General features: G+C 61.6%; 16 protein-coding genes. 12 read left to right on the top strand and 4 right to left on the bottom strand.

From position 1 onward, the window contains the following. The first annotated feature begins 158 nt into the window (after positions 1–158). From edd to EZI54_RS13955, 3 genes are all read left to right on the top strand, one after another. Positions 159–1979 (top strand): phosphogluconate dehydratase, encoded by a 1821-nt coding sequence (gene edd, locus EZI54_RS13965; protein WP_131482503.1) that lies wholly within the window; start codon positions 159–161, stop codon positions 1977–1979. After that, positions 1976–2959 carry a glucokinase gene (locus EZI54_RS13960; protein ID WP_242674471.1) on the top strand — a complete coding sequence of 328 codons (984 nt, stop codon included), beginning with the start codon at positions 1976–1978 and terminating at the stop codon, positions 2957–2959. The genes edd and EZI54_RS13960 overlap by 4 nt, the downstream gene beginning before the upstream one ends. Before the next feature lie 138 nt (positions 2960–3097). Next, the gene (locus tag EZI54_RS13955; RefSeq protein WP_131482502.1) at positions 3098–3658 is read left to right on the top strand and encodes an LOG family protein; all 561 of its coding nucleotides are present in this window, start codon (positions 3098–3100) and stop codon (positions 3656–3658) included. Between the two features lie 24 nt (positions 3659–3682). Here the strand turns inward: EZI54_RS13955 and EZI54_RS13950 are convergent, their stop codons facing one another. Then, positions 3683–4933, bottom strand: coding sequence for an ABC transporter substrate-binding protein (locus EZI54_RS13950; protein WP_131482501.1), 1251 nt, complete (start codon positions 4931–4933; stop codon positions 3683–3685). A 253-nt stretch (positions 4934–5186) separates the two neighbouring features. Between EZI54_RS13950 and EZI54_RS13945 the strand changes: the two genes are divergently transcribed. After that, positions 5187–6380 (top strand): M24 family metallopeptidase, encoded by a 1194-nt coding sequence (locus tag EZI54_RS13945; protein ID WP_131482500.1) that lies wholly within the window; start codon positions 5187–5189, stop codon positions 6378–6380. Here EZI54_RS13945 and glpD read toward each other — a convergent pair. After that, positions 6369–7886 (bottom strand): glycerol-3-phosphate dehydrogenase, encoded by a 1518-nt coding sequence (gene glpD, locus EZI54_RS13940; protein ID WP_131482499.1) that lies wholly within the window; start codon positions 7884–7886, stop codon positions 6369–6371. The two genes, EZI54_RS13945 and glpD, sit on opposite strands and share 12 nt — an antisense overlap. Positions 7887–8051: 165 nt before the next feature. Further along, positions 8052–8810: a DeoR/GlpR family transcriptional regulator gene (locus EZI54_RS13935; RefSeq protein ID WP_131482498.1), complete on the bottom strand. Its 759-nt coding sequence runs from the start codon at positions 8808–8810 to the stop codon at positions 8052–8054. A gap of 161 nt (positions 8811–8971) precedes the next feature. On the opposite strand from EZI54_RS13935, the gene EZI54_RS24440 reads away from it, so the two are divergent. Both EZI54_RS24440 and glpK read left to right on the top strand, forming a co-directional pair. Then, positions 8972–9118, top strand: coding sequence for a hypothetical protein (locus tag EZI54_RS24440; RefSeq protein WP_165495753.1), 147 nt, complete (start codon positions 8972–8974; stop codon positions 9116–9118). A 27-nt stretch (positions 9119–9145) separates the two neighbouring features. Next, on the top strand, positions 9146–10624 hold the full coding sequence (gene glpK, locus EZI54_RS13930) for a glycerol kinase GlpK (protein ID WP_131482497.1): 1479 nt from the start codon (positions 9146–9148) through the stop codon (positions 10622–10624). Here glpK and EZI54_RS13925 read toward each other — a convergent pair. After that, the gene (locus tag EZI54_RS13925; RefSeq protein WP_207389218.1) at positions 10621–12504 is read right to left on the bottom strand and encodes a sigma-54-dependent Fis family transcriptional regulator; all 1884 of its coding nucleotides are present in this window, start codon (positions 12502–12504) and stop codon (positions 10621–10623) included. The genes glpK and EZI54_RS13925 overlap by 4 nt on opposite strands. 299 nt (positions 12505–12803) lie before the next feature. On the opposite strand from EZI54_RS13925, the gene EZI54_RS13920 reads away from it, so the two are divergent. From EZI54_RS13920 to EZI54_RS13895, 6 genes are all read left to right on the top strand, one after another. Beyond that, positions 12804–13907, top strand: coding sequence for an ABC transporter ATP-binding protein (locus EZI54_RS13920; RefSeq protein WP_131482495.1), 1104 nt, complete (start codon positions 12804–12806; stop codon positions 13905–13907). Positions 13908–13913: 6 nt separating this feature from the next. Beyond that, a complete protein-coding gene (locus EZI54_RS13915) occupies positions 13914–15026 on the top strand; it encodes an ABC transporter ATP-binding protein (RefSeq protein ID WP_131482494.1) in 1113 nt (370 codons plus the stop codon). Next, complete coding sequence (locus EZI54_RS13910; protein ID WP_131482493.1) at positions 15023–15889, top strand: carbohydrate ABC transporter permease; 867 nt, start codon at positions 15023–15025, stop codon at positions 15887–15889. Before EZI54_RS13915 ends, EZI54_RS13910 begins: the two co-directional genes overlap by 4 nt. Before the next feature lie 9 nt (positions 15890–15898). Further along, a complete protein-coding gene (locus EZI54_RS13905) occupies positions 15899–16705 on the top strand; it encodes a carbohydrate ABC transporter permease (RefSeq protein ID WP_123636718.1) in 807 nt (268 codons plus the stop codon). 11 nt (positions 16706–16716) lie between these two features. Next, positions 16717–16992, top strand: a complete 276-nt coding sequence (locus EZI54_RS13900; protein ID WP_131482492.1) for a DUF2160 domain-containing protein — start codon at positions 16717–16719, stop codon at positions 16990–16992. 228 nt (positions 16993–17220) lie between these two features. Beyond that, the gene (locus EZI54_RS13895) at positions 17221–18969 is read left to right on the top strand and encodes an ABC transporter substrate-binding protein (protein WP_131482491.1); all 1749 of its coding nucleotides are present in this window, start codon (positions 17221–17223) and stop codon (positions 18967–18969) included. The last annotated feature ends 171 nt before the right edge of the window (positions 18970–19140 follow it).

Raw genomic sequence — 19140 nt, 5'->3', positions numbered from 1 at the left:
TGAAAAAGACGAAAAAATTACGTAGGATTACAGTCATTGGTGCCGCACAACGTGCAATTTTGATCGCAATTTAGACAGCTGGGGCTGAGGGGTGTTCCGTGCGCACTCGGAGCGCCGGCCACCGCGGCTGTCAGCGCAACAAGAACCAGGAGAGAGACATGCATCCGATTGTGGAGAAAGTGACCCAGCGGATAATCGAGCGCAGCCGGGCAGGGCGCGAGGATTACCTGCGGAGAATGGCGGAACTCGGCGAACAGTCACCGCAGCGAGGGGTGCTCTCCTGCGGCAATCTGGCGCATGGGTTCGCCGCCTGCTGTCAGCCCGACAAGGACACTCTCAAGCTGATGAACAAGGCGAACGTCGCCATTGTTTCGGCCTACAACGATATGCTGTCCGCACACCAGCCCTATCACCGCTTCCCGGATGTGATTCGCGAGGCGGCCCACGGTATGGGCTCGGTCGCCCAGTTTGCCGGCGGCACGCCAGCGATGTGCGATGGCGTGACCCAGGGGCAGCCGGGCATGGAGCTGAGCCTGTTCTCCCGCGATGTGATTGCCATGAGCACGGCGGTCGCCCTGAGCCACAACATGTTTGATGCCACCCTGCTGCTGGGGATCTGCGACAAGATCGTACCGGGTCTGCTGATCGGTGCCCTGAGCTACGGTTACCTGCCTACTGTGCTGGTCCCGGCGGGCCCCATGCCCTCGGGGCTGCCCAACAAGGAAAAGCAGCGCATCCGTCAGCTTTATGCCGAAGGCAAGGTGGGCAAGGACGAGCTGCTGGAAGCCGAAAGTGCGTCCTATCACAGCCCGGGTACCTGCACCTTCTATGGCACTGCCAACAGCAACCAGCTGCTGGTGGAGGTGATGGGATTGCATATGCCCGGCTCCGCCTTCATTCACCCGGATACCGAGCTGCGCGATGCGCTGACCACGGCCGCCACCGAGCAGGTGGTGAAGCTGTCCAAGCCGAACGGCGGCAAGCTGGGGCTGGGCGACATGGTGTCCGAAAAGAGCATCGTCAATGCCCTGGTCGCCCTGCTGGTGACTGGCGGGTCCACCAACCACACCATCCACTGGATCGCGATTGCCCGCGCGGCGGGGATCACCATCAACTGGGACGATTACGCCGAGCTTTCGTCGGTCGTGCCGTCCATGACCCGCATCTACCCCAACGGTCAGGCGGACATCAACGCATTTCACGATGCGGGCGGCACCCCATACCTGATCCGCGAGCTGCTGGAGCATGGCTATTTGCACAACGACGTGGAGACCGTCGTCGGCCATGGCCTGGAACGTTACACCCAGATGCCGTCGCTGGATAACGGCAAGCTGGTGTGGTCGCCGGCGCAGACGGAAAGCGGCGATAGGGAAGTGCTCAGTTCCGCGGAAGAGCCGTTCGCGCCGGAAGGCGGGCTTCGGGTTCTCGACGGCAACCTCGGCCGCGGCGTGATCAAGGTATCCGCGGTTAAGCCGGATCACCATGTGGTGCGCGCGCCGGCGGTGGTCCTTAACGACCAGAACGAACTGGCCAAGGCGTTTGACGCCGGGGATCTGGACAAGGACTGCGTCGTCGTCGTCCGCTTCCAGGGACCCAAGGCGAACGGGATGCCGGAACTGCACAAGCTGACGCCGTATCTCGGTGTCCTGCAGGATCGCGGCTACCACGTGGCGCTGGTGACCGATGGCCGGATGTCCGGCGCCTCCGGCAAGGTGCCGGCGGCGATTCACGTCTATCCGGAGGCCCTGGATGGCGGCCCGCTTTCCAGGGTTCGCGACGGGGATGTCATCTGCGTCGATGCCACCCGGGGGCGGCTGGATATTGAAGTCTCCGATGAGGAATTTGCTGCTCGCGAGCAGGACCGCATCGACCTGACGGCCGTTCACCAGGGCTATGGCCGCGAGCTGTTCGGCTGGATGCGCCGGTCCGCCGGGACGCCGGAGGAAGGGGCCAGCTTCTTCTGGAGTCACGACGCATGACCGATCAATCCATGGTAGAACTGGTCGGCGACATCGGCGGGACCAATGCCCGTTTTGCGCTGGCCCAGGAGGGCGATGTCCGTCCACACGCCATTGAGATCCTGCGCTGCGGCGACTATGACAATCTGGATGACGCCATCCGGGCGTACATGGAAAAGGTTGGCATCGACCGCATCAAGGACGTGTGTCTGGCGGTTGCCGGTCCGGTGCCGTCTGCGGACGATCCCGACGCCCAGGTGCGGATGACCAACAACCACTGGCGCTTTGGTCTGCGGGCTATCCGTGAGCAATTCGGCCTGCGTTCGTTCAAGGTGATCAACGATTTTACGGCGATGGCGCTGGGCGTGCCTCATGTTGCTTCCGAGCAACTGGTCCACGTTTGCGGCGGACCCGGTGATCCGCGCCGTGCGAGGCTGGTGATTGGCCCGGGAACGGGGCTTGGTGTGTCCGGCCTGGTACCGCTGCGCGATGGCTGGATTCCGTTGATGACGGAAGGTGGGCACGTGGATTTTGCGCCCACGGACGAAACGGAGATTGCTATCCTGCAGATTCTCAAGGCGCGCTTCGGACGGGTCTCGGTAGAGCGCATCCTGTGCGGTCAGGGGTTGCTGAACCTGTACCAGGCGCACGCCGAAATCCAGGGCGTTGCGGCTCCCCTGGACGCACCCGAGAAAATCTCCAACGCCGCGGTCAACGACGGCGATCCGCTGGCCCGTCATGTGCTGCGTCATTTCTGTGAGATCCTTGGCCGCACTGCCGGCAATGCGGCGCTCACGGTTGGCAGTCTTGGAGGGGTTTACCTGTGTGGCGGTATCCTGCCGCGCTTCCTCGATTTCTTCCTGGAAAGCCCGTTCCAGGCTGCGTTCGAGGACAAGGGGCGAATGCGCCCCCTGATGGAAGCAACGCCGGTCCAGATTGTCATGGAGCCCTACACCGGACTGTTGGGAGCTGCCGAAGCGCTACGCAACCCGGAAGTCTGACGACGTCCTACCCTGTAGGCCGGTCGGGGCCGTATTGTCTCGGCCGCCTCAATCTGCTTTCATTATGCCTCGTTTTCGCCTGCCGGCAGTGCCGGCAGCGTGTCCCTGTTACCTCATCGCTTTCAGAAGGGTGTTTCTATGCGGGTGGCCGTCTTTTGTGGTTCCAGCCACGGTAATGATCCAGTCTACGGGCGGAGTGCCCGCGCCATGGGCCGCGCCCTCGCCGAGGGTGGACACACACTGGTCTACGGTGGCGGCAAGGTTGGCCTGATGGGCGTGGTTGCGGATACGGTGCTGGAACATGGCGGCGAAGTCATCGGCGTTATCCCGCGCATGCTGAAAGAGCGGGAGATCGCCCATGAAGGCGTGACCGAACTCTTCGTTGTGGACGACATGCACGAACGCAAGGGGCGTATGAACTCCCTGGCGCAGGCGTTTATCGCCATGCCCGGCGGCCCCGGCACGCTGGAGGAGATTTTCGAAGCCTGGACCTGGGCCCAGTTGGGATACCATGAAAAACCGTGTGCGTTCTACAACGTGGCCGGTTATTACGATCCGCTGCTGGCGTTCATGGATACCATGCGGGACCGGGAATTCCTGAAACCCCACTACCGGGACATGCTGATCGTCAGTGACGAGCCGTCGGAGATCCTGTCCCGTTTCGAAACCTACTCCTCGCCCCAGGCCAAATGGCGCTGAGGCGATCTTGCGTCGATTGATCTGTCAGAGCGTCAGCGGTTTTTTGGCCGCGCGGCGCTCTTCCTGCCACTCTTCCAGCGTCTTGGCGGCGGAGTTACCGTCCAGGCTGTCGACGATCTCGAAGAAATCCGAACCCAACGGGTCTTTCAGGATCTCATCCCGGGGCTTGCTCTTGACCACATAGACGGTCTGCACATTCTGGTGATCGAAAGCCCGCCATTGCTGCTCGTCTTTCAGCAAGCTGTAACGGTAGTCTTCCAGGGCACGGGTGACCGCGGCCGTGTCCAGCGTTCCGGCCCGCTCCACCGCATCGCGATATTGATAGAGAATACTGTAGGCCGACGCGGCCGCTGACGAAGGGCGCATGTTGTAGCGCTTGACGAAGTCCTCCACGAACTGCTTGCCGCGAGGGTAATTGTATTTGTAGGGGACTTCCCAGACCCAGGGCACCGAGCCGATCACGCCTTCCATAATGGTCGGGCCCACATCCTGCGCCATGCCCAGCGTGATGTTGGGCACCACCACCTGCATCCTGTCCTTGATGCCCATCTCGTAGGCAATGTTCAGGGCCCGCACCATATCGTCGCCGAACAGCACCATCACCAGCACATCCGCGTCGCTCGCCTGGGCCTGTTCCAGGGCCGCCTTGAAATCGCGGATGTAGGCGCGTGGGAAGGGCGTCTTCACACCGGGGTGGGCGTCGGTATCCATGGTGTTGGTGAAGCGCCGCATGGAGCTTTCGGTTGACCAGCCCCAGGTATAGTCGGCGGTGATGTAGAAAAATTTCTGCCCGGCGTAGCGGGACTGCAGGTGATGGCTGATCGCCTTTGCGGCCATCCAGGCGTTGAAGGGTTCGCGGAACATGTGCCGGTGACCGGCGCTGCCGGTCGTCGCGTTGGAGTAGGTCAGGGTGCCGAAGTAGAGCCGGTCGCGCTTGCGGGCTTCCTCGCCCGAAGCGATGGCCACGGCGCTGGAGACGCCACCAAACACCATGCGGGCATTCTCCCGGTCGATCAGCTCGGCGGTATTGGCTGCCCCCTGCTTGGGATCGCTGCTGTTATTGCGAATCACCAGTTCGATGGGCTGGCCCAGGATGCCGCCGTCCCGGTTGATCTCATCCACCGCCATGAAGGCGCCGAGGCGCTCCTGCAGCCCCTGGTCCTTGTAACGGCCATTCTGTGGGTAGTTGAAGCCGATTTTCAGCGTTTCGGCGGGCAGGGTGGTGGCGGTAAACGCCAGCACGATACCGGCGAGCAGCAGTCGCGTGATTGACATGATCCGTTGTCTCCCGGGCCCATCCGGCGACTGTTCCACCTGGGGCCCCTTGTTGTTCTTGGATTGGGGTCGTTCTTGAACCGGGCGTCTTCGTTGAACGCCACTTGAGTCTGTGCAGGGTGGCGCCTGGCATCAATGCGACTATCGTACGAAATTCAGGCAGTAATTGTGTCCCGGGGTAACGCGATGTAAAGATGGACAGCACAGCCATGCAGCGACCCCGGGGATTCGCTCTCCGGACGGGAGGTGACGAATGGATTTCAGGGCCTACGAAATGCGGTTGCGGGACGTCCTGCAGCGTCGGGAGTCCGCATTTACCGATGGCGAATACCAGCGGCGCTGTCAGGCACTCGACCGCCGCCTCGACGAGCGTGGGCTTGATGCCCTGCTGGTCACCAATCCCGCCGAGATCTATTACCTGACGGGCTACAACACGTTCGAGGTTTCAGTGCATGCGGCGTTGGTCTACAGTCCATCGCAGTCCGTGCTGCAGGTCCCGTCGATCGAGACCGGGACCGCCGTGGCCTGTGCCCGGGTGGACCACATCCTCGGTTACCGTTGGGAGGCGCCCGGGGAGGTGGTTGAGCCTTTGGCGGACTGTCTGGCCGCACAGGGGCGGCGAATCGGCGTGGATCGCTGGGGCGCTGGTTTAAGGAGCGGGCTGCTGGCCGGTCTGGAGCAACAGTTGCCGGACCGCGAGTGGGTCGATGCCTCCGGTTTGCTCGACCCCATACGCCGGGTCAAGTCCGGTGAGGAGCTGGAATGCCTCGAACAGGCCGCGCGCTTGACCGAAGCGGGCGTGGAAGCCGCCCGACGGACGGTTGCCGTTGGTCGCACCGACAGCCAGGTGGCCGCCGCGGCCGCCGAGGCCATGTACGGTCACGGCAGTGAATTCATGAGCATGCAGCCGATCGTCGTGGCCGGGCCGCGCAGCAGTGTCATTCACACCAACCACCGGCGCTTTCCGATCCAGGCCGGCGAGCCCGTGTTTATCGAGTTGGGGGCGGCATTCCAGCGCTATACCTCGCCGATCATGCACACGATCGTCGCCGGATCCGGGGCGCCCGATCCTCGCATGCAAGCGATGTTCGAGGCCTGCCGTCGGGTGTACGACACCCTGGTGGCCGCCATGAAACCAGGGGCCACATTCGACAGTGCCGCACAGGCGGCGGAAAGCGCGTGGCAGGACGAGTCGGAGGAGGCCTTCTTTTCCGGGGTGTATGGCTATACCATCGGCGGCCAGTTTCCCCCGTCCTGGGTGGAAGGGTCGGGCTTTATCGCCCGGGGACAACCGACGGAATTCGAGGAGAATATGGTGTTTCACCTGCCGCTGTGCTTCCGCATCCCCGGACTCTGGGGCATGGGCTTCAGCGAAACCGTGCGGGTCACCCGGCAGTGCGCCGTTCCAGTGACCCGCAATCGCTGGCAACTGGAGTCAGGCGGTTGAGGCGGAAGGGCCCCTGACCGGTTGGTTCGCCAGGTGGTCCTGGATGGCGCTGAGCTCCGCTGCCGTCAGCCGCAGGCCGAGTTTGGTGCGGCGCCAGGCAATATCCTCGGCGTCCACCGCCCATTCGTGCCGCGTCAGGTAATCGATTTCGCGGGCGTACAGGTTGGCGCCGAAATGGTGGCCCATGCCTTCCATGGATTGGCAGCCTTCCAGCAGGGTTCGGGTGCAGGTGCCATAGGTTCGCACGTAGCGCCGGGCCAGCCCGGTGGGGAGCCAGGGATAAGCGGTCTTGAATTCGTTCAGTAAATCTTCCTGGCTGGTGAAGTCACCGCCTGGCAACGGTGCGCTGCGGGTCCAGTTGGGACCGGCCTCCGGGAAGAAGTCGCAGAGGCGATCCGTGGCGGCTTCCGCCAGCTTCCGGTAGGTGGTGATCTTGCCGCCGAATATGGAGATGAGTGGTGCCTTACCGTCACCGGCGTCCACCTCGAACGTGTAGTCCCGTGATGCCTTCTGCGCGGAACCGCCTTCGTCGTCCATCAATGGCCGGACACCGGAGTAGGACCAGACCACGTCGTCCGGGGTGAGCTTGTTGCGGAAGTAGTCGTTGACGATGCCGATCAGGTAGTCGACTTCCTCATCGGAAATGACGGCCTTTTTCGGATCGCCCTCGTAGTCGACGTCGGTTGTGCCGACCAGCGAGAAGTCGTCCTCGTAGGGGATCACGAAAATGATGCGCTCGTCCGCGTTCTGCAGGATGTAGGCCTCCGGCTCGTCGTGGATCCGGGGCACAACAATATGGCTGCCCTTGACCATGCGAATCTGCTTGGGTGCGGGGATGTGCAGGCTGTCCCGGAACAGGGCGCTGACCCAGGGGCCGGTGGCATTGACCATGGTCTTGCAGGTGACCGTCTCGGTCTTGCCGGTCAGCCGGTCGTTCAGCGTGACGACCCAGTGATCGCCCGCCCGCTCGGCCCGTTCACAGCGGGTCCGGGTCATGACCCGGGCGCCTTTCTCCTCGGCGGCCTTGGCGGTGAGCACCACCAAACGGGCATCGTCGACCCATCCGTCGGAGTACTCGAAGCCACGGGTAATCTCTGGAATCAGTGGACTGTTGCCGTTGAAGCGGATGCTGTTGGAGCCTTTAAGCAGCTCGCGCTTGGCCAGGTGGTCATACAGGAACAGGCCGGTACGGATCATCCAGGCCGGCCGCAGGTGTGACTGGTAGGGCAACCGGAACCGCATCGGCCACATGATGTGCGGGGCATTGCGCAGCAGTGCTTCGCGCTCGGCCAGGGCCTGGCGAACCAGTTTGAACTCGTAGTGTTCCAGGTAGCGCAGGCCGCCGTGGATCAGCTTGCTGCTGCTTGAGGACGTGGCGGAGGCGAGATCGTTCATCTCGCAAAGCAGGGTTTTCAGCCCCCGCCCGGCAGCATCCATGGCGATGCCGGTTCCATTGACACCTCCGCCGACAACGACCAAGTCGTAGTCTGTCTCTGCCGCGCTCATACCTTTCGATCTCCAGCCTGTGTTCGTTTTGGCGATTTTGTAGCCAACGAAAGCATTATGCGAAAAGGATGTGTATTCGTAAAGGAAAATAAAGAATAAAAACGAACACTGTGGCGCGAATCGAAAAGCCACAGGATCGGGCGGCCGATTTCATCGTATCCGGGATCAGACGACGTGGAGCTTGACGTCGTTGTCGGTCAGCAGTTGCTGGATGTCGTGCGGGGGCTTCTGGTCGGTAAAGAAGTGGTCGGCCTGGGTTATACTGCCCAGTCGTACCATGGCATTGCGCCCGAACTTGGTGTGGTCGGCGGCCAGCAGTACCTGCTGTGAGTTGGTCATGATCGTCTGGGCCACGCGGACCTCGCGGTAGTCGAAGTCCAGCAGGGAGCCATCCATATGGATACCGCTGATGCCGATGACGCCGAAATCCATCTTGAACTGGTTGATGAAGTCCCGCGTCGCTTCGCCGACGATGCCGCCGTCCCGGTTACGCACCTCGCCACCGGCGATGATGATATGAAAGTCCTCGCGGCTCGCCAGGATCGACGCCACATGCAGGTTGTTGGTCACGATGCGCAGGTTGTTGTGGTTGAGCAGGGCCCGGGCAATGGTTTCGGTGGTGGTCCCGATGTTGATGAACAGCGAGGCTCCGTCGGGAATCATTTTCACCAGGCTGTGGGCAATGCGCTCCTTGGCTTCCAGGTCCATGATCTTGCGCGTCTGGTAAGCGGTGTTGACGGTACTGGAGTCGATGCCTGCACCGCCGTGGTGACGCCGTACCCGGCTCTGGCGAGCCAGTTGGTTGAGATCCCGGCGAATGGTTTGCGGTGTGACCTGGAAATGATCCACAAGCTGTTCGGTAGTGACGAAGCCGTTCTGGTGAATCAGCTCCATGATCAGGTCCTGCCGGTGTTTCTGTGCCATGCCTCGATACCCGCACTCGTTCTTGTAGGAAGACAGGTCGCATTGCGAAAATCACGTTACGCGCGGACGTTCTGCGACCCATTGCACGTCGTTCGACGATTTATCAAATCAATATAACACGTTATCGGGAAGTGGCCGGGCGACGGTGTGGATTTGGGCTCATGGGGATGTTCGATCTGCCCCCGGGCGTCACTGAAAACGAAAAAATATTTGGATTCGTTTTCGAAAAGGGTAAGAATGCCGCAAAGGCCCCATTGAAAATTGTCCATGACGAGCGTGGTTTCGAAGGGGGCATCGCCGGACAATAAGCAAACAAACGGTAAAAGGGTGCAATCATGACGCGTTATCTCATGGCAATTGACCAGGGCACGACCAGCTCACGGGCCATGATTTTCGATGGTCAGGGCGAGTTTGTCGCGGTCAGCCAGCAGGAATTCCCGCAACATTTTCCGGAGAGCGGCTGGGTCGAACACGATCCCGAGGATATCTGGCGCACCGTCATCGAGACCTGTCGGGATGTTCTCCAGAAAGCCGACCTGAAGGCGGACGCCCTCGCCGGCATCGGCATCACCAATCAGCGTGAGACCACGGTGGTCTGGGACCGGGAAACCGGCAGGCCCATATATAACGCCATTGTCTGGCAGGATCGACGGGCCGCAGTCCTGTGCCAGCAGCTCAAGGACGATGGTAGCGAGGCCATGATTCACGAGAAGACCGGGCTGCTGGCTGACCCCTATTTCTCCGCCACCAAGTTGCGCTGGATCCTGGATAACGTCGACGGTGCCCAGGCCCGGGCCGAACAGGGCAAGCTGGCCTTCGGCACCATCGATACCTTCCTGCTGTGGCGCCTGACCGGCGGGCGGTCCCATTTTACCGATGCCACCAACGCCTCGCGTACGCTGCTGTTCAACATCCATGAACAGCAATGGGACGCGGATCTGCTGAAGCTGTTCGATGTGCCTGAGGCGTTATTGCCTGAGGTGCTGGACTCGGCGGATGATTTCGGCACCCTGGAGCCGGAACTGTTGGGTGCCGCCGTGCCGGTCTACGGTATGGCCGGTGACCAGCAGGCGGCGCTGTTCGGTCAGACCTGTTTCCAGGCGGGAATGGCCAAGAGCACCTACGGGACGGGGTGCTTCCTGATGCTGAACACGGGCGACAAGCCGCTGCACTCCTCGTCACGCCTTCTGACTACCGTCGGTTATCGTCTCAATGGGAAAGTGACCTACGCGCTCGAAGGCAGCATCTTCATCGCCGGTGCGGCGATCCAGTGGTTGCGGGACGGCATCAAGCTGATTCGCATGGCCCGGGAAACCGAGTCGCTGGCGGAACAGACGCCGGCCAACCACGGTGTCTACCTGGTGCCGGCGTTCACCGGCCTGGGGGCGCCTTACTGGGATCCCAAGGCCCGGGGCGCGATTTTCGGGCTGACCCGGGATACCGGCATCAAGGAGATCGTTACGGCCGGCCTGCAGTCCGTCTGCTATCAGACCAAGGACCTTCAGAAGGCCATGGAAAAGGATGGCGTGCGTCCGGTCGCCCTGCGGGTGGACGGCGGCATGGTGGAGAACAACTGGGTGCTGCAGTTCCTGGCCGATGTGTTGGGAGCAACCGTTGACCGGCCCAAACTGATCGAAACCACCGCGTTGGGCGCGGCCTACTTGGCAGGCCTCAAGGCAGGCGTCTTCGACTCCCTAGAAACCCTGGAAGGCCTGTGGCAGTGCGACCGCAGCTTTACGCCGGAAATGACCAAGGAAACCCGGGACCGCCTCTACGAAGGTTGGGTCGAGGCCGTCAACCGGTTGCAGGATTAACGCACCCCCAATTCCCGCAGGCGCTTGTAGACGGTATTCCGGCTGAAGCCGAAGTGCCGCGCCGTGCGGGAAACATTCCCCTGGTGCTGGTTGTAGACCTCCAGCAATGAGTCCAGTGCCGAGCCCGCCGGCTGATCCGGTAGTGGGTGCGCCGCTACATTGGCGGTTGGAGCCGCCGGGTGGGACGTGACGGCGTTCAGGTCCCGGATGAAGTCATCGGGCAAGTGCCAGGTTTCAATCGATTCCCGGTCGGCCATGGCCAGGGCCACCTGCATCACGTTGATCAGTTGGCGGATGTTGCCGGGCCAGGGGTGGCGCTCCAGCATGTCCAGCAGGGCGCTGGACAGCTCGGCCGGTTGGTCGGGTTCCCGGTAATAGGCATGGACCTGGCGAAACAGGGCGCGTTTGTCACTCCGATCGCGCAGGCGTGGCAATTCGATCGCCAGGCCGTTGATCCGGTAATACAGGTCGCGCCGGAATGTACCGGCCTCCACCTGCTCGCGTAATGTCTGGTTTGTTGCCGAGATCAGACGGATGTCCACCGGATAGGCCTCCGTGGATCCGACCGGCGTGACTTCCCTTTCCTGCAGCACCCGAAGCAGCCGTGCCTGGGCCCGGGCCGGCATTTCACCGATCTCATCCAGGAACAGGATCCCCTTGTGGGCCTTGCGGATAAGGCCTGTCGCGCCCTCGGTGCTCGCGCCGGTAAAGGCGCCCCGTTCGTAACCGAATAGCTCCGATTCGACCAGCTCCGAGGGGATGGCGGCGCAATTGACGGCGACCAGTGGCTGATCGCGGCGTTCGCTGGCCTGGTGCAGGGCTTTTACAAAGACTTCCTTGCCGACGCCGGTTTCACCGTGGATCAGTATCGGAATGTCCCGGTCCGACACCCGTGTGGCCTGGCGAATACAGCGGCGAACCTGCTCGTCGCCGAACTCTATGTCGGCGAAGGTAAGCGGGCCGTCCGCTGCGAGGCGCTGGGGTGTACTCGGGCGGGGCGGGGCGTGGCCATTAAGCCTGGCGGAGGGGGCCCGCAACAGGCCGAAAAGCCGACGCTGGGTGCGGGTTCGCAGTTGGAACGAGTCCCGGTCTGCCTGGGCCAGCAGGTCATCCAGGCCCAGATCCAGCAGTTCGCAGATGGGCTGTTGGAGCTGTTCGGTCGCCAGGAGCTGTCCGGCCCGCTGGTTGACGGCAACGATGGCGCCGTCGCCATCGAGTGCGAGCAGGCCCGACCACTGGCTGTCCAGGTTGTCCGGATTGGTGTTGAGGGTCAGCAGGTAGCAGTCGCGGCTGTGGGCCCGTGCCATCAACCGGTTTTCCACCGAGATCGCCATCAGCTTGACCATGCCCAGGGTATGGGCCTGGGGCAGGTAAGCGTCGCTGGAGACGTTCAGCACACCGATCAACCTGCGGTTTACATCCCGGATCGGGGCCGCGCAGCCCACCATGAATCGGTTTGCCGTAAGGAAGTGCTCGTTGCGTTGGACCTGGATGGCCTGGCCGCAGGCGATCGCAGTGCCGATGGCGTTGGTGCCGTTATGGCGTTCCTGCCAGCTGCAGCCTTCCCGGAACAGGTCCGGGCGGCCGGTCTCGACAAAGCGGCGGTCGCCCCAATGGCGTAGCAGGCGCCCCTGGCCGTCTGACAGCATGATCAGTGAACGGCTGTTGGCCAGGATGTTGTCGTAGTAGGGCAGTACTTCACTCTCGGTGGTATCAAGCAGGATACCGTTCTCCTCATGCAACTGCTGGCGAGCCGGACGATCGAGGTCGACGGCGGCTGGCCGGGAGTCGTGAGCGAGCCCGAAGCTGTGGCAGCGCGCCCATGAGGCGGCGATCAGCTCACCGAAATCGTCGCTTGTCGTCATCCTGTTCACGGTCATTTCCCTGCCTCATTGTTGTCTTTTTCCGTGTTCGGGAACCGCAAAGATTGTTCAATATTGTGTTCACAGTGTTCGCATGTCAATGTTCATATTGAACAGTTTTATTCGAAAGCGAACATTGCTCTGCGTGAATGAACGCAATCTGATGCATTAAAAGAGTTTTAAAACAGGTATTTGTGATTTTTTTGCCTGACCGTGAGTGCGATTGGTATGTTCGTTGCGTTCTGATATTCGAAAGCGAACGTTAAGCCGCCGGTGCGGTGTTCGCGCAGTCAGAACAAAAACAAGGACACGAACGCATGTCGCTGACTCTTGAGAATGTGTCCCGCGTGGTGGACGGCGTGCCCCATGTGGCGGATGCCGATCTCACCTTTGAAGCCGGATCCTTTAACGTGCTGCTGGGGCGAACCCTGGCGGGCAAGACATCCCTGATGCGCCTGATGGCCGGGCTGGACCGTCCGGATGAAGGTCGCGTGCTGGTCGATGGTGTGGATGTGACCGGCCAGAGTGTGCAGAAACGCAACATCTCCATGATCTACCAGCAGTTCATCAACTACCCGAACCTGACGGTGTGGGACAACATTGCCTCGCCCCTGAAGCTGGCCAGGATGGCGCCGTCAGAGATCGAGCGCCGGGTGCGTGAGACTGCCGAAATGCTGCGCATCGAGAACCTGCTCAAGCGCTACCCGCTGGAGTTGTCAGGCGGCCAGCAGCAGCGCACCGCCATGGCCCGGGCCCTGGTCAAGGATGCCACGCTGATCCTGTTCGATGAGCCGCTGGTCAACCTGGATTACAAGTTGCGCGAAGAGTTGCGGGCCGAATTGCGGGAACTTTTCCGGGCCCGCAATTGCGTCGCGGTTTATGCCACCACCGAGCCTAACGAAGCCCTGGCCCTGGGTGGTGTGACCACGCTGCTCCACGAGGGGCGGATCATCCAGAACGGGCCGGTGATGGACGTCTACCGCCGGCCGGTGAACACCACTGCCGCCGAACTGTTCAGCGAACCGCCCATCAACTTCATGCCGGGGCGGGTTACGGAAAATGAACTGACCTTCGACGAGTACGCCCACCACCCGCTCACCCGAGAGCTGTCGTCCCTCGTGCCGGGCCGCTATCAGTTTGGCATACGGCCCAGCCACATCAGCCTGGTGCCGCAGAACGAGGATGACCTGGAACTGGCAATGACGGTGGAACTGGCGGAGATCAGTGGCTCGGAAACCTTCATGCACGTGAAGAATGAGCACTTCGAGCTGGTTTTGCAGTTGATGGGCGTCCACGAATACCACACCGAGACCCCGATCCAGATCTACCTGCCCATAGGCAAGCTCTTCGTGTTCGATGAGGCCGGAGACCTGGTGCACGCGCCGGCCTCGGTGCATGACAACAATGCGGATACGGAGTAAGCGACCATGGCCGAAATCCAGTTGAAATCGCTTGCCCACAGTTACAGTCGCCATCCCGAAGGCCCGGGTGACTACGCCATCCGCCAGATGAGTCACACCTGGCACAAGGGCGGTGCCTATGCCTTGCTGGGGCCGTCGGGCTGCGGCAAGACCACCATGCTCAACATCATTTCCGGCCTGCTGGCACCGTCGGAAGGGGATGTGATGTTCGACAATGTGCGGGTCAACGAGCTCTCGCCCAAGGACCGTAACATCGCCCAGGTGTTCCAGTTCCCGGTGGTCTACGACTCCATGACGGTGTTTGACAACCTGGCATTCCCGCTCAAGAACGCCGGCATTCCCAAGGCCAGGATCGAGGCCAAGGTGGAAGAGATCGCCGCCATCCTGGAGCTCGAGCCGGTGCTTCGGAAGAAGGCCAAGGGCCTGACGGCGGACGAGAAGCAGAAAGTTTCCATGGGCCGCGGCCTGGTGCGGGACGACGTCTCCGCCATCCTGTTCGACGAGCCGCTGACGGTGATCGATCCGCAGCTCAAGTGGAAATTGCGGCGCAAGCTCAAGCAGATCCACGAGCAGTTCAACATCACCATGGTCTACGTGACCCACGATCAGTTGGAAGCGTCCACCTTCGCCGACAAGATCGCGGTGATGTACGACGGCCAGATCGTGCAGTTCGGCACACCCCGCGAGCTGTTCGAGCGACCCAACCATACATTCGTGGGTTTCTTCATCGGCAGTCCCGGGATGAACCTGATCGATGTATCGGTGACGGAACAGGGCGTTCGTTTCGACGACATCGACGTCCCGCTCGACGACGGGCAGAAACAGCGCATCGCAGCGACCGGATCGAGCAACATCAAACTGGGCATTCGCCCGGAGTTCGTGCAACTGACCGCGGCACCCGCCGATGACACCTGGCCCTGCCGGATCCTCGACGTCGAGGACCTCGGCACCTACAAGATCGTTACCCTGCAACTGGGCGAGCAACGCCTGAAGGCCCGGATCGACGAGGACCAGATGATCTCCGGCGACACCCTCCATGTGGGGTTCCCACGCCAGTGGCTGAAGGTGTACGTGGATGAATTCCTGGTGGACGAGCAGACCGAGGAGGCGCAGTCATGAGAAAGGTCCCCAACAACCGCGCCTGGTGGCTGGTGCTGCCGGTTTTCATCCTGGTGGCGTTCTCCGCCCTGATCCCTCTGATGACGGTGGTGAACTACTCCGTGCAGGACATTTTCGGGCCCAATGCGGCCTACTTTGTCGGCACCGACTGGTTCCGCGAGGTGCTGCGTAACGAAAGCCTGCAGGCGTCCCTGGGACGGCAGGTGGTGTTCTCGGCGGCGGTGCTGCTGATCGAAATCCCGCTCGGCATCGGGATCGCGTTGCTGATGCCCACCGGCGGCAAGCGGGCATCCCTGTGCCTGATCCTGCTGGCGATCCCGCTGCTGATTCCCTGGAACGTGGTGGGCACCATCTGGCAGATCTTCGGCCGGGGTGACATCGGCCTGTTCGGGCGATTCCTGAATGAGATCGGTATCAACTACAACTACACCGCGGACCCGGTGGACGCCTGGTTCACGGTGTTGCTGATGGACGTCTGGCACTGGACGCCACTGGTCGCCCTGCTTTGCTACTCCGGGTTGCGCGCGATTCCCCAGGCGTTTTACCAGGCGGCGGAAATCGACCGCGCTTCCCGCTGGGCGGTGTTCCGCTACATCCAGTTGCCGCGTCTGAAAAGCGTGCTGGTGATCGCGGTGCTGCTGCGCTTCATGGACAGCTTCATGATCTACACCGAGCCGTTCGTACTCACCGGCGGTGGACCGGGCAGTTCCACCACCTTCCTCAGTCAGACGCTCACCACCATGGCGGTTGGGCAGTTCGACATCGGGCGGGCCGCGGCGTTCTCGCTGGTCTATTTCCTGATCGTGCTGCTGGTGTCCTGGCTGTTCTTCACCGCCATCACCTATCCGGACCGGGACAAGTAGGAGGCCGTCATGACTCATAGCAAACGCCGTGGATTCGGCATCACCTTCTACATCCTGTTGTTGCTGCTGCCGATCTACTGGTTGCTGAACATGTCGTTCAAGACCAACCAGGAGATCCTCAGCTCGCTGACGCTTTGGCCGCAGAACTTCACGTTCCACAACTACGCGGTGATCTTCACGGACCCGAGCTGGTACGACGGCTACATCAACTCGATGATCTACGTGTCCATCAACGTGGTGATCACGCTGCTGGTGTCGCTGCCGGCCGCCTACGCCTTCAGCCGCTACAAGTTCGTCGGCGACAAGCACCTGTTCTTCTGGCTGCTGAGTAACCGCATGGCGCCGCCGGCGGTGTTCCTGCTGCCGTTCTTCCAGCTGTATTCCTCGATCGGCCTGTTCGACACCCACATTGCGGTGGCCCTGGCGCACTGCCTGTTCAACGTGCCGCTGGCGGTGTGGATCCTGGAAGGGTTCATCTCTGGAGTGCCGCGTGAATACGACGAGATGGCCTACATCGACGGTTACAGCTTCCCGCGCTTCTTCATCAAGATCTTTATTCCGATGATCCGCTCGGGGATCGGTGTATCCGCGTTCTTCGCCTTCATGTTCTCGTGGGTCGAGTTGCTGTTGGCCCGGACGCTGACCTCGGTCGATGCCCAGCCGATCGGCGCCATCATGACCCGAACCGTCGGCGCCAGCGGGATCGACTGGGGCGTGCTGGCGGCCGCCGGTGTCCTCACCATCATTCCGGGCCTGTTGGTGGTCTGGTTCGTTCGCAACCACGTGGCCACGGGCTTTGCCCTGGGCCGGGTCTGAGGAGGTTGAGCATGATTGCCTGGATGCAGTGGACCCTTCCCACCGCGATTTTCTTCGCCACCATCGCCGCCATCCTGCTGGTGATGACGGTGTTCGAAGTGGTCAAGCCCTGCGTGGAGCGCAAGGGCTTCCTGCCGATCGCCACCACCCGCGGCGACCGGCTGTTTATCGGCCTGCTCAGCAGTGCCTACATTCATCTGCTGTTCCTGGGGTTGACGGAGGCCAGCCTCTGGATCGCCCTGGCAATTTCCGTGGTTTGGTTGGGGGTCCTGCTGCGCTGGGGATGATGGAAGGCGTTTCGTTCGTGTTCGACAAACCCCATTGTGGGGCGTTCGAATACGAACTAATGTATAAAAAATGATCGCAAACGATCGTTAAGGATTTTCGATCTATAGCCCGCGGAGGACCCTGACGGGCCTTATGGACGGAAAGAAGGGCGCAGGAAAACGCTCCTGAAGGCGGTGGGCAGCCTGCGACCCGTAGTCGATAACACTAACAACAGACGAGGTTTGGCTATGTTGAAGAACAAGAACACTCCACAAACCCTGTTGCTGAGCGCCGCCGTCGGCCTGCTCAGCCTGGGTTTGAGCCTACAGGCCAGCGCCGACCAGTATTCCGACGCGGCCGAGAAATGGGTGGACAACGAGTTCCAGCCGTCGACCCTGACCAAGGAGCAGCAGCTCAAGGAAATGGCCTGGTTCACTGAGGCGGCCAAACCCTTCCGCGGGATGGAAATCAACGTGGTTTCGGAAACCCTCGCCACCCACGAGTACGAGTCCAATACACTGGCAAAGGCGTTCACCGAAATCACCGGGATCAAGGTGACCCATAACCTGATCCAGGAAGGGGACGTCATCGAGAAGCTGCAGACCCAGATGCAGTCGGGCCGCAACATCTACGATGCCTACGTCAACGACTCGGACCTGATCGGCACCCACTTCCGCTACGGCAAGGTGGTCCCGATTTCTGACATGATCAAGGGCGATGCCAAGGACGTCACGTCGCCGACGCTGGATCTGGACGACTTCATCGGCCTGGAGTTCACCACCGCGCCGGACGGCAAGGTCTACCAGTTGCCGGATCAGCAGTTCGCCAACCTGTACTGGTTCCGCGCGGACTGGTTCGAGCGTGACGATCTGAAGAAGAAGTTCAAGGACATCTACGGCTATGAACTGGGCGTGCCGGTGAACTGGTCGGCCTATGAGGACATCGCCGAGTTCTTCTCCGACAAGGTCAAGACCATCGATGGCAAGCGCGTCTATGGCCACATGGACTACGGCAAGAAAGACCCGTCCCTGGGCTGGCGCTTCACCGACGCCTGGTTCTCCATGGCGGGTGAGGGCGACAAGGGCCTGCCCAACGGTTTGCCGGTGGACGAGTGGGGCATTCGCGTCGAGGATTGCCACCCGGTCGGTTCCAGCGTCACCCGTGGTGGTGCTGTAAACGGCCCGGCGGCGGTCTACGCCACCCGCAAGTACAAGGAGTGGCTGGAGAAGTACGCGCCGCCGGAAGCCCAGGGCATGACCTTCTCCGAGGCCGGTCCGGTACCGGCGCAGGGTAACGTGGCCCAGCAGATTTTCTGGTACACCGCCTTTACCTCCAGCATGACCAAGGACGGACTGCCCGTGGTCAACGAGGACGGCACGCCCAAGTGGCGGATGGCGCCATCCCCGCACGGACCGTACTGGGAAAAAGGCATGAAGCTGGGCTATCAGGACGTGGGTTCCTGGACCTTTATGAAGTCCACACCTGAGAAGCGTCGTCTGGCTGCGTGGCTGTATGCGCAGTTCACCACGGCCAAGACGGTCTCCCTGAAGAAGACCCTGGTCGGCCTGACGCCGATTCGCGAGTCGGACATCAACTCCGAAGCCATGACCGAAGCGGCACCGAAGCTGGGTGGCCTGGTCGAGTTCTACCGCAGCCCGGCCCGCGTCCAGTGGAGCCCGACCGGCACCAACGTACCGGACTATCCGAAGCTGGCGCAGCTGTGGTGGCAGTATATCTCCCAGGTCACCAGTGGCGAGAAGACCCCGCAGCAGGCGCTGGACGGTCTGGCGGAAGCCCAGGACAACATCATGATGCGCCTGGAGCGCGCCAAGGTGATGGAGACCTGCGGGCCGAAGCTGAACGAGCCGCGTGACGCCAGCTACTGGCTGAACCAGCCGGGCGCTCCCAAGCCCAAGCTGGAGAACGAGAAGCCGAAGGGCGAAACCGTTCCCTACAAGGAACTGCTGAAGAGCTGGGAAGAAGCTGAGAAGAGCTGATTTTCAGCCTGAACGGGAAAGCCGCCGGGTGGTTCATCCGGCGGTTTTTTTTGGTGCGCCAGGCATGGCGCGTAGCGCCTTGACGGGCGCTGTTCTGGTACAGGTGGTGCTGGCCGGATGACTTGGGGGTGCAAGTCCCCTGTGGGCCCGGTAAGGGGAACTACTAGCCGA

The organism is Marinobacter halodurans, assembly GCF_004327985.1.
Taxonomy (GTDB): domain Bacteria; phylum Pseudomonadota; class Gammaproteobacteria; order Pseudomonadales; family Oleiphilaceae; genus Marinobacter_A; species Marinobacter_A halodurans.
Note: the sequence above shows the minus strand (reverse complement) of the source record. Positions and strands in the feature narration are given on the sequence as shown.

Bases quoted from the DNA above. Each gene is read 5' to 3' on its own strand.
- edd (WP_131482503.1), top strand. From the start codon at position 159: ATGCATCCGATTGTGGAGAAAGTGACCCAGCGGATAATCGAGCGCAGC.
- EZI54_RS13960 (WP_242674471.1), top strand. From the start codon at position 1,976: ATGACCGATCAATCCATGGTAGAACTGGTCGGCGACATCGGCGGGACC.
- EZI54_RS13955 (WP_131482502.1), top strand. From the start codon at position 3,098: ATGCGGGTGGCCGTCTTTTGTGGTTCCAGCCACGGTAATGATCCAGTC.
- EZI54_RS13950 (WP_131482501.1), bottom strand. From the start codon at position 4,933: ATGTCAATCACGCGACTGCTGCTCGCCGGTATCGTGCTGGCGTTTACC.
- EZI54_RS13945 (WP_131482500.1), top strand. From the start codon at position 5,187: ATGGATTTCAGGGCCTACGAAATGCGGTTGCGGGACGTCCTGCAGCGT.
- glpD (WP_131482499.1), bottom strand. From the start codon at position 7,886: ATGAGCGCGGCAGAGACAGACTACGACTTGGTCGTTGTCGGCGGAGGT.
- EZI54_RS13935 (WP_131482498.1), bottom strand. From the start codon at position 8,810: ATGGCACAGAAACACCGGCAGGACCTGATCATGGAGCTGATTCACCAG.
- EZI54_RS24440 (WP_165495753.1), top strand. From the start codon at position 8,972: ATGGGGATGTTCGATCTGCCCCCGGGCGTCACTGAAAACGAAAAAATA.
- glpK (WP_131482497.1), top strand. From the start codon at position 9,146: ATGACGCGTTATCTCATGGCAATTGACCAGGGCACGACCAGCTCACGG.
- EZI54_RS13925 (WP_207389218.1), bottom strand. From the start codon at position 12,504: ATGACCGTGAACAGGATGACGACAAGCGACGATTTCGGTGAGCTGATC.
- EZI54_RS13920 (WP_131482495.1), top strand. From the start codon at position 12,804: ATGTCGCTGACTCTTGAGAATGTGTCCCGCGTGGTGGACGGCGTGCCC.
- EZI54_RS13915 (WP_131482494.1), top strand. From the start codon at position 13,914: ATGGCCGAAATCCAGTTGAAATCGCTTGCCCACAGTTACAGTCGCCAT.
- EZI54_RS13910 (WP_131482493.1), top strand. From the start codon at position 15,023: ATGAGAAAGGTCCCCAACAACCGCGCCTGGTGGCTGGTGCTGCCGGTT.
- EZI54_RS13905 (WP_123636718.1), top strand. From the start codon at position 15,899: ATGACTCATAGCAAACGCCGTGGATTCGGCATCACCTTCTACATCCTG.
- EZI54_RS13900 (WP_131482492.1), top strand. From the start codon at position 16,717: ATGATTGCCTGGATGCAGTGGACCCTTCCCACCGCGATTTTCTTCGCC.
- EZI54_RS13895 (WP_131482491.1), top strand. From the start codon at position 17,221: ATGTTGAAGAACAAGAACACTCCACAAACCCTGTTGCTGAGCGCCGCC.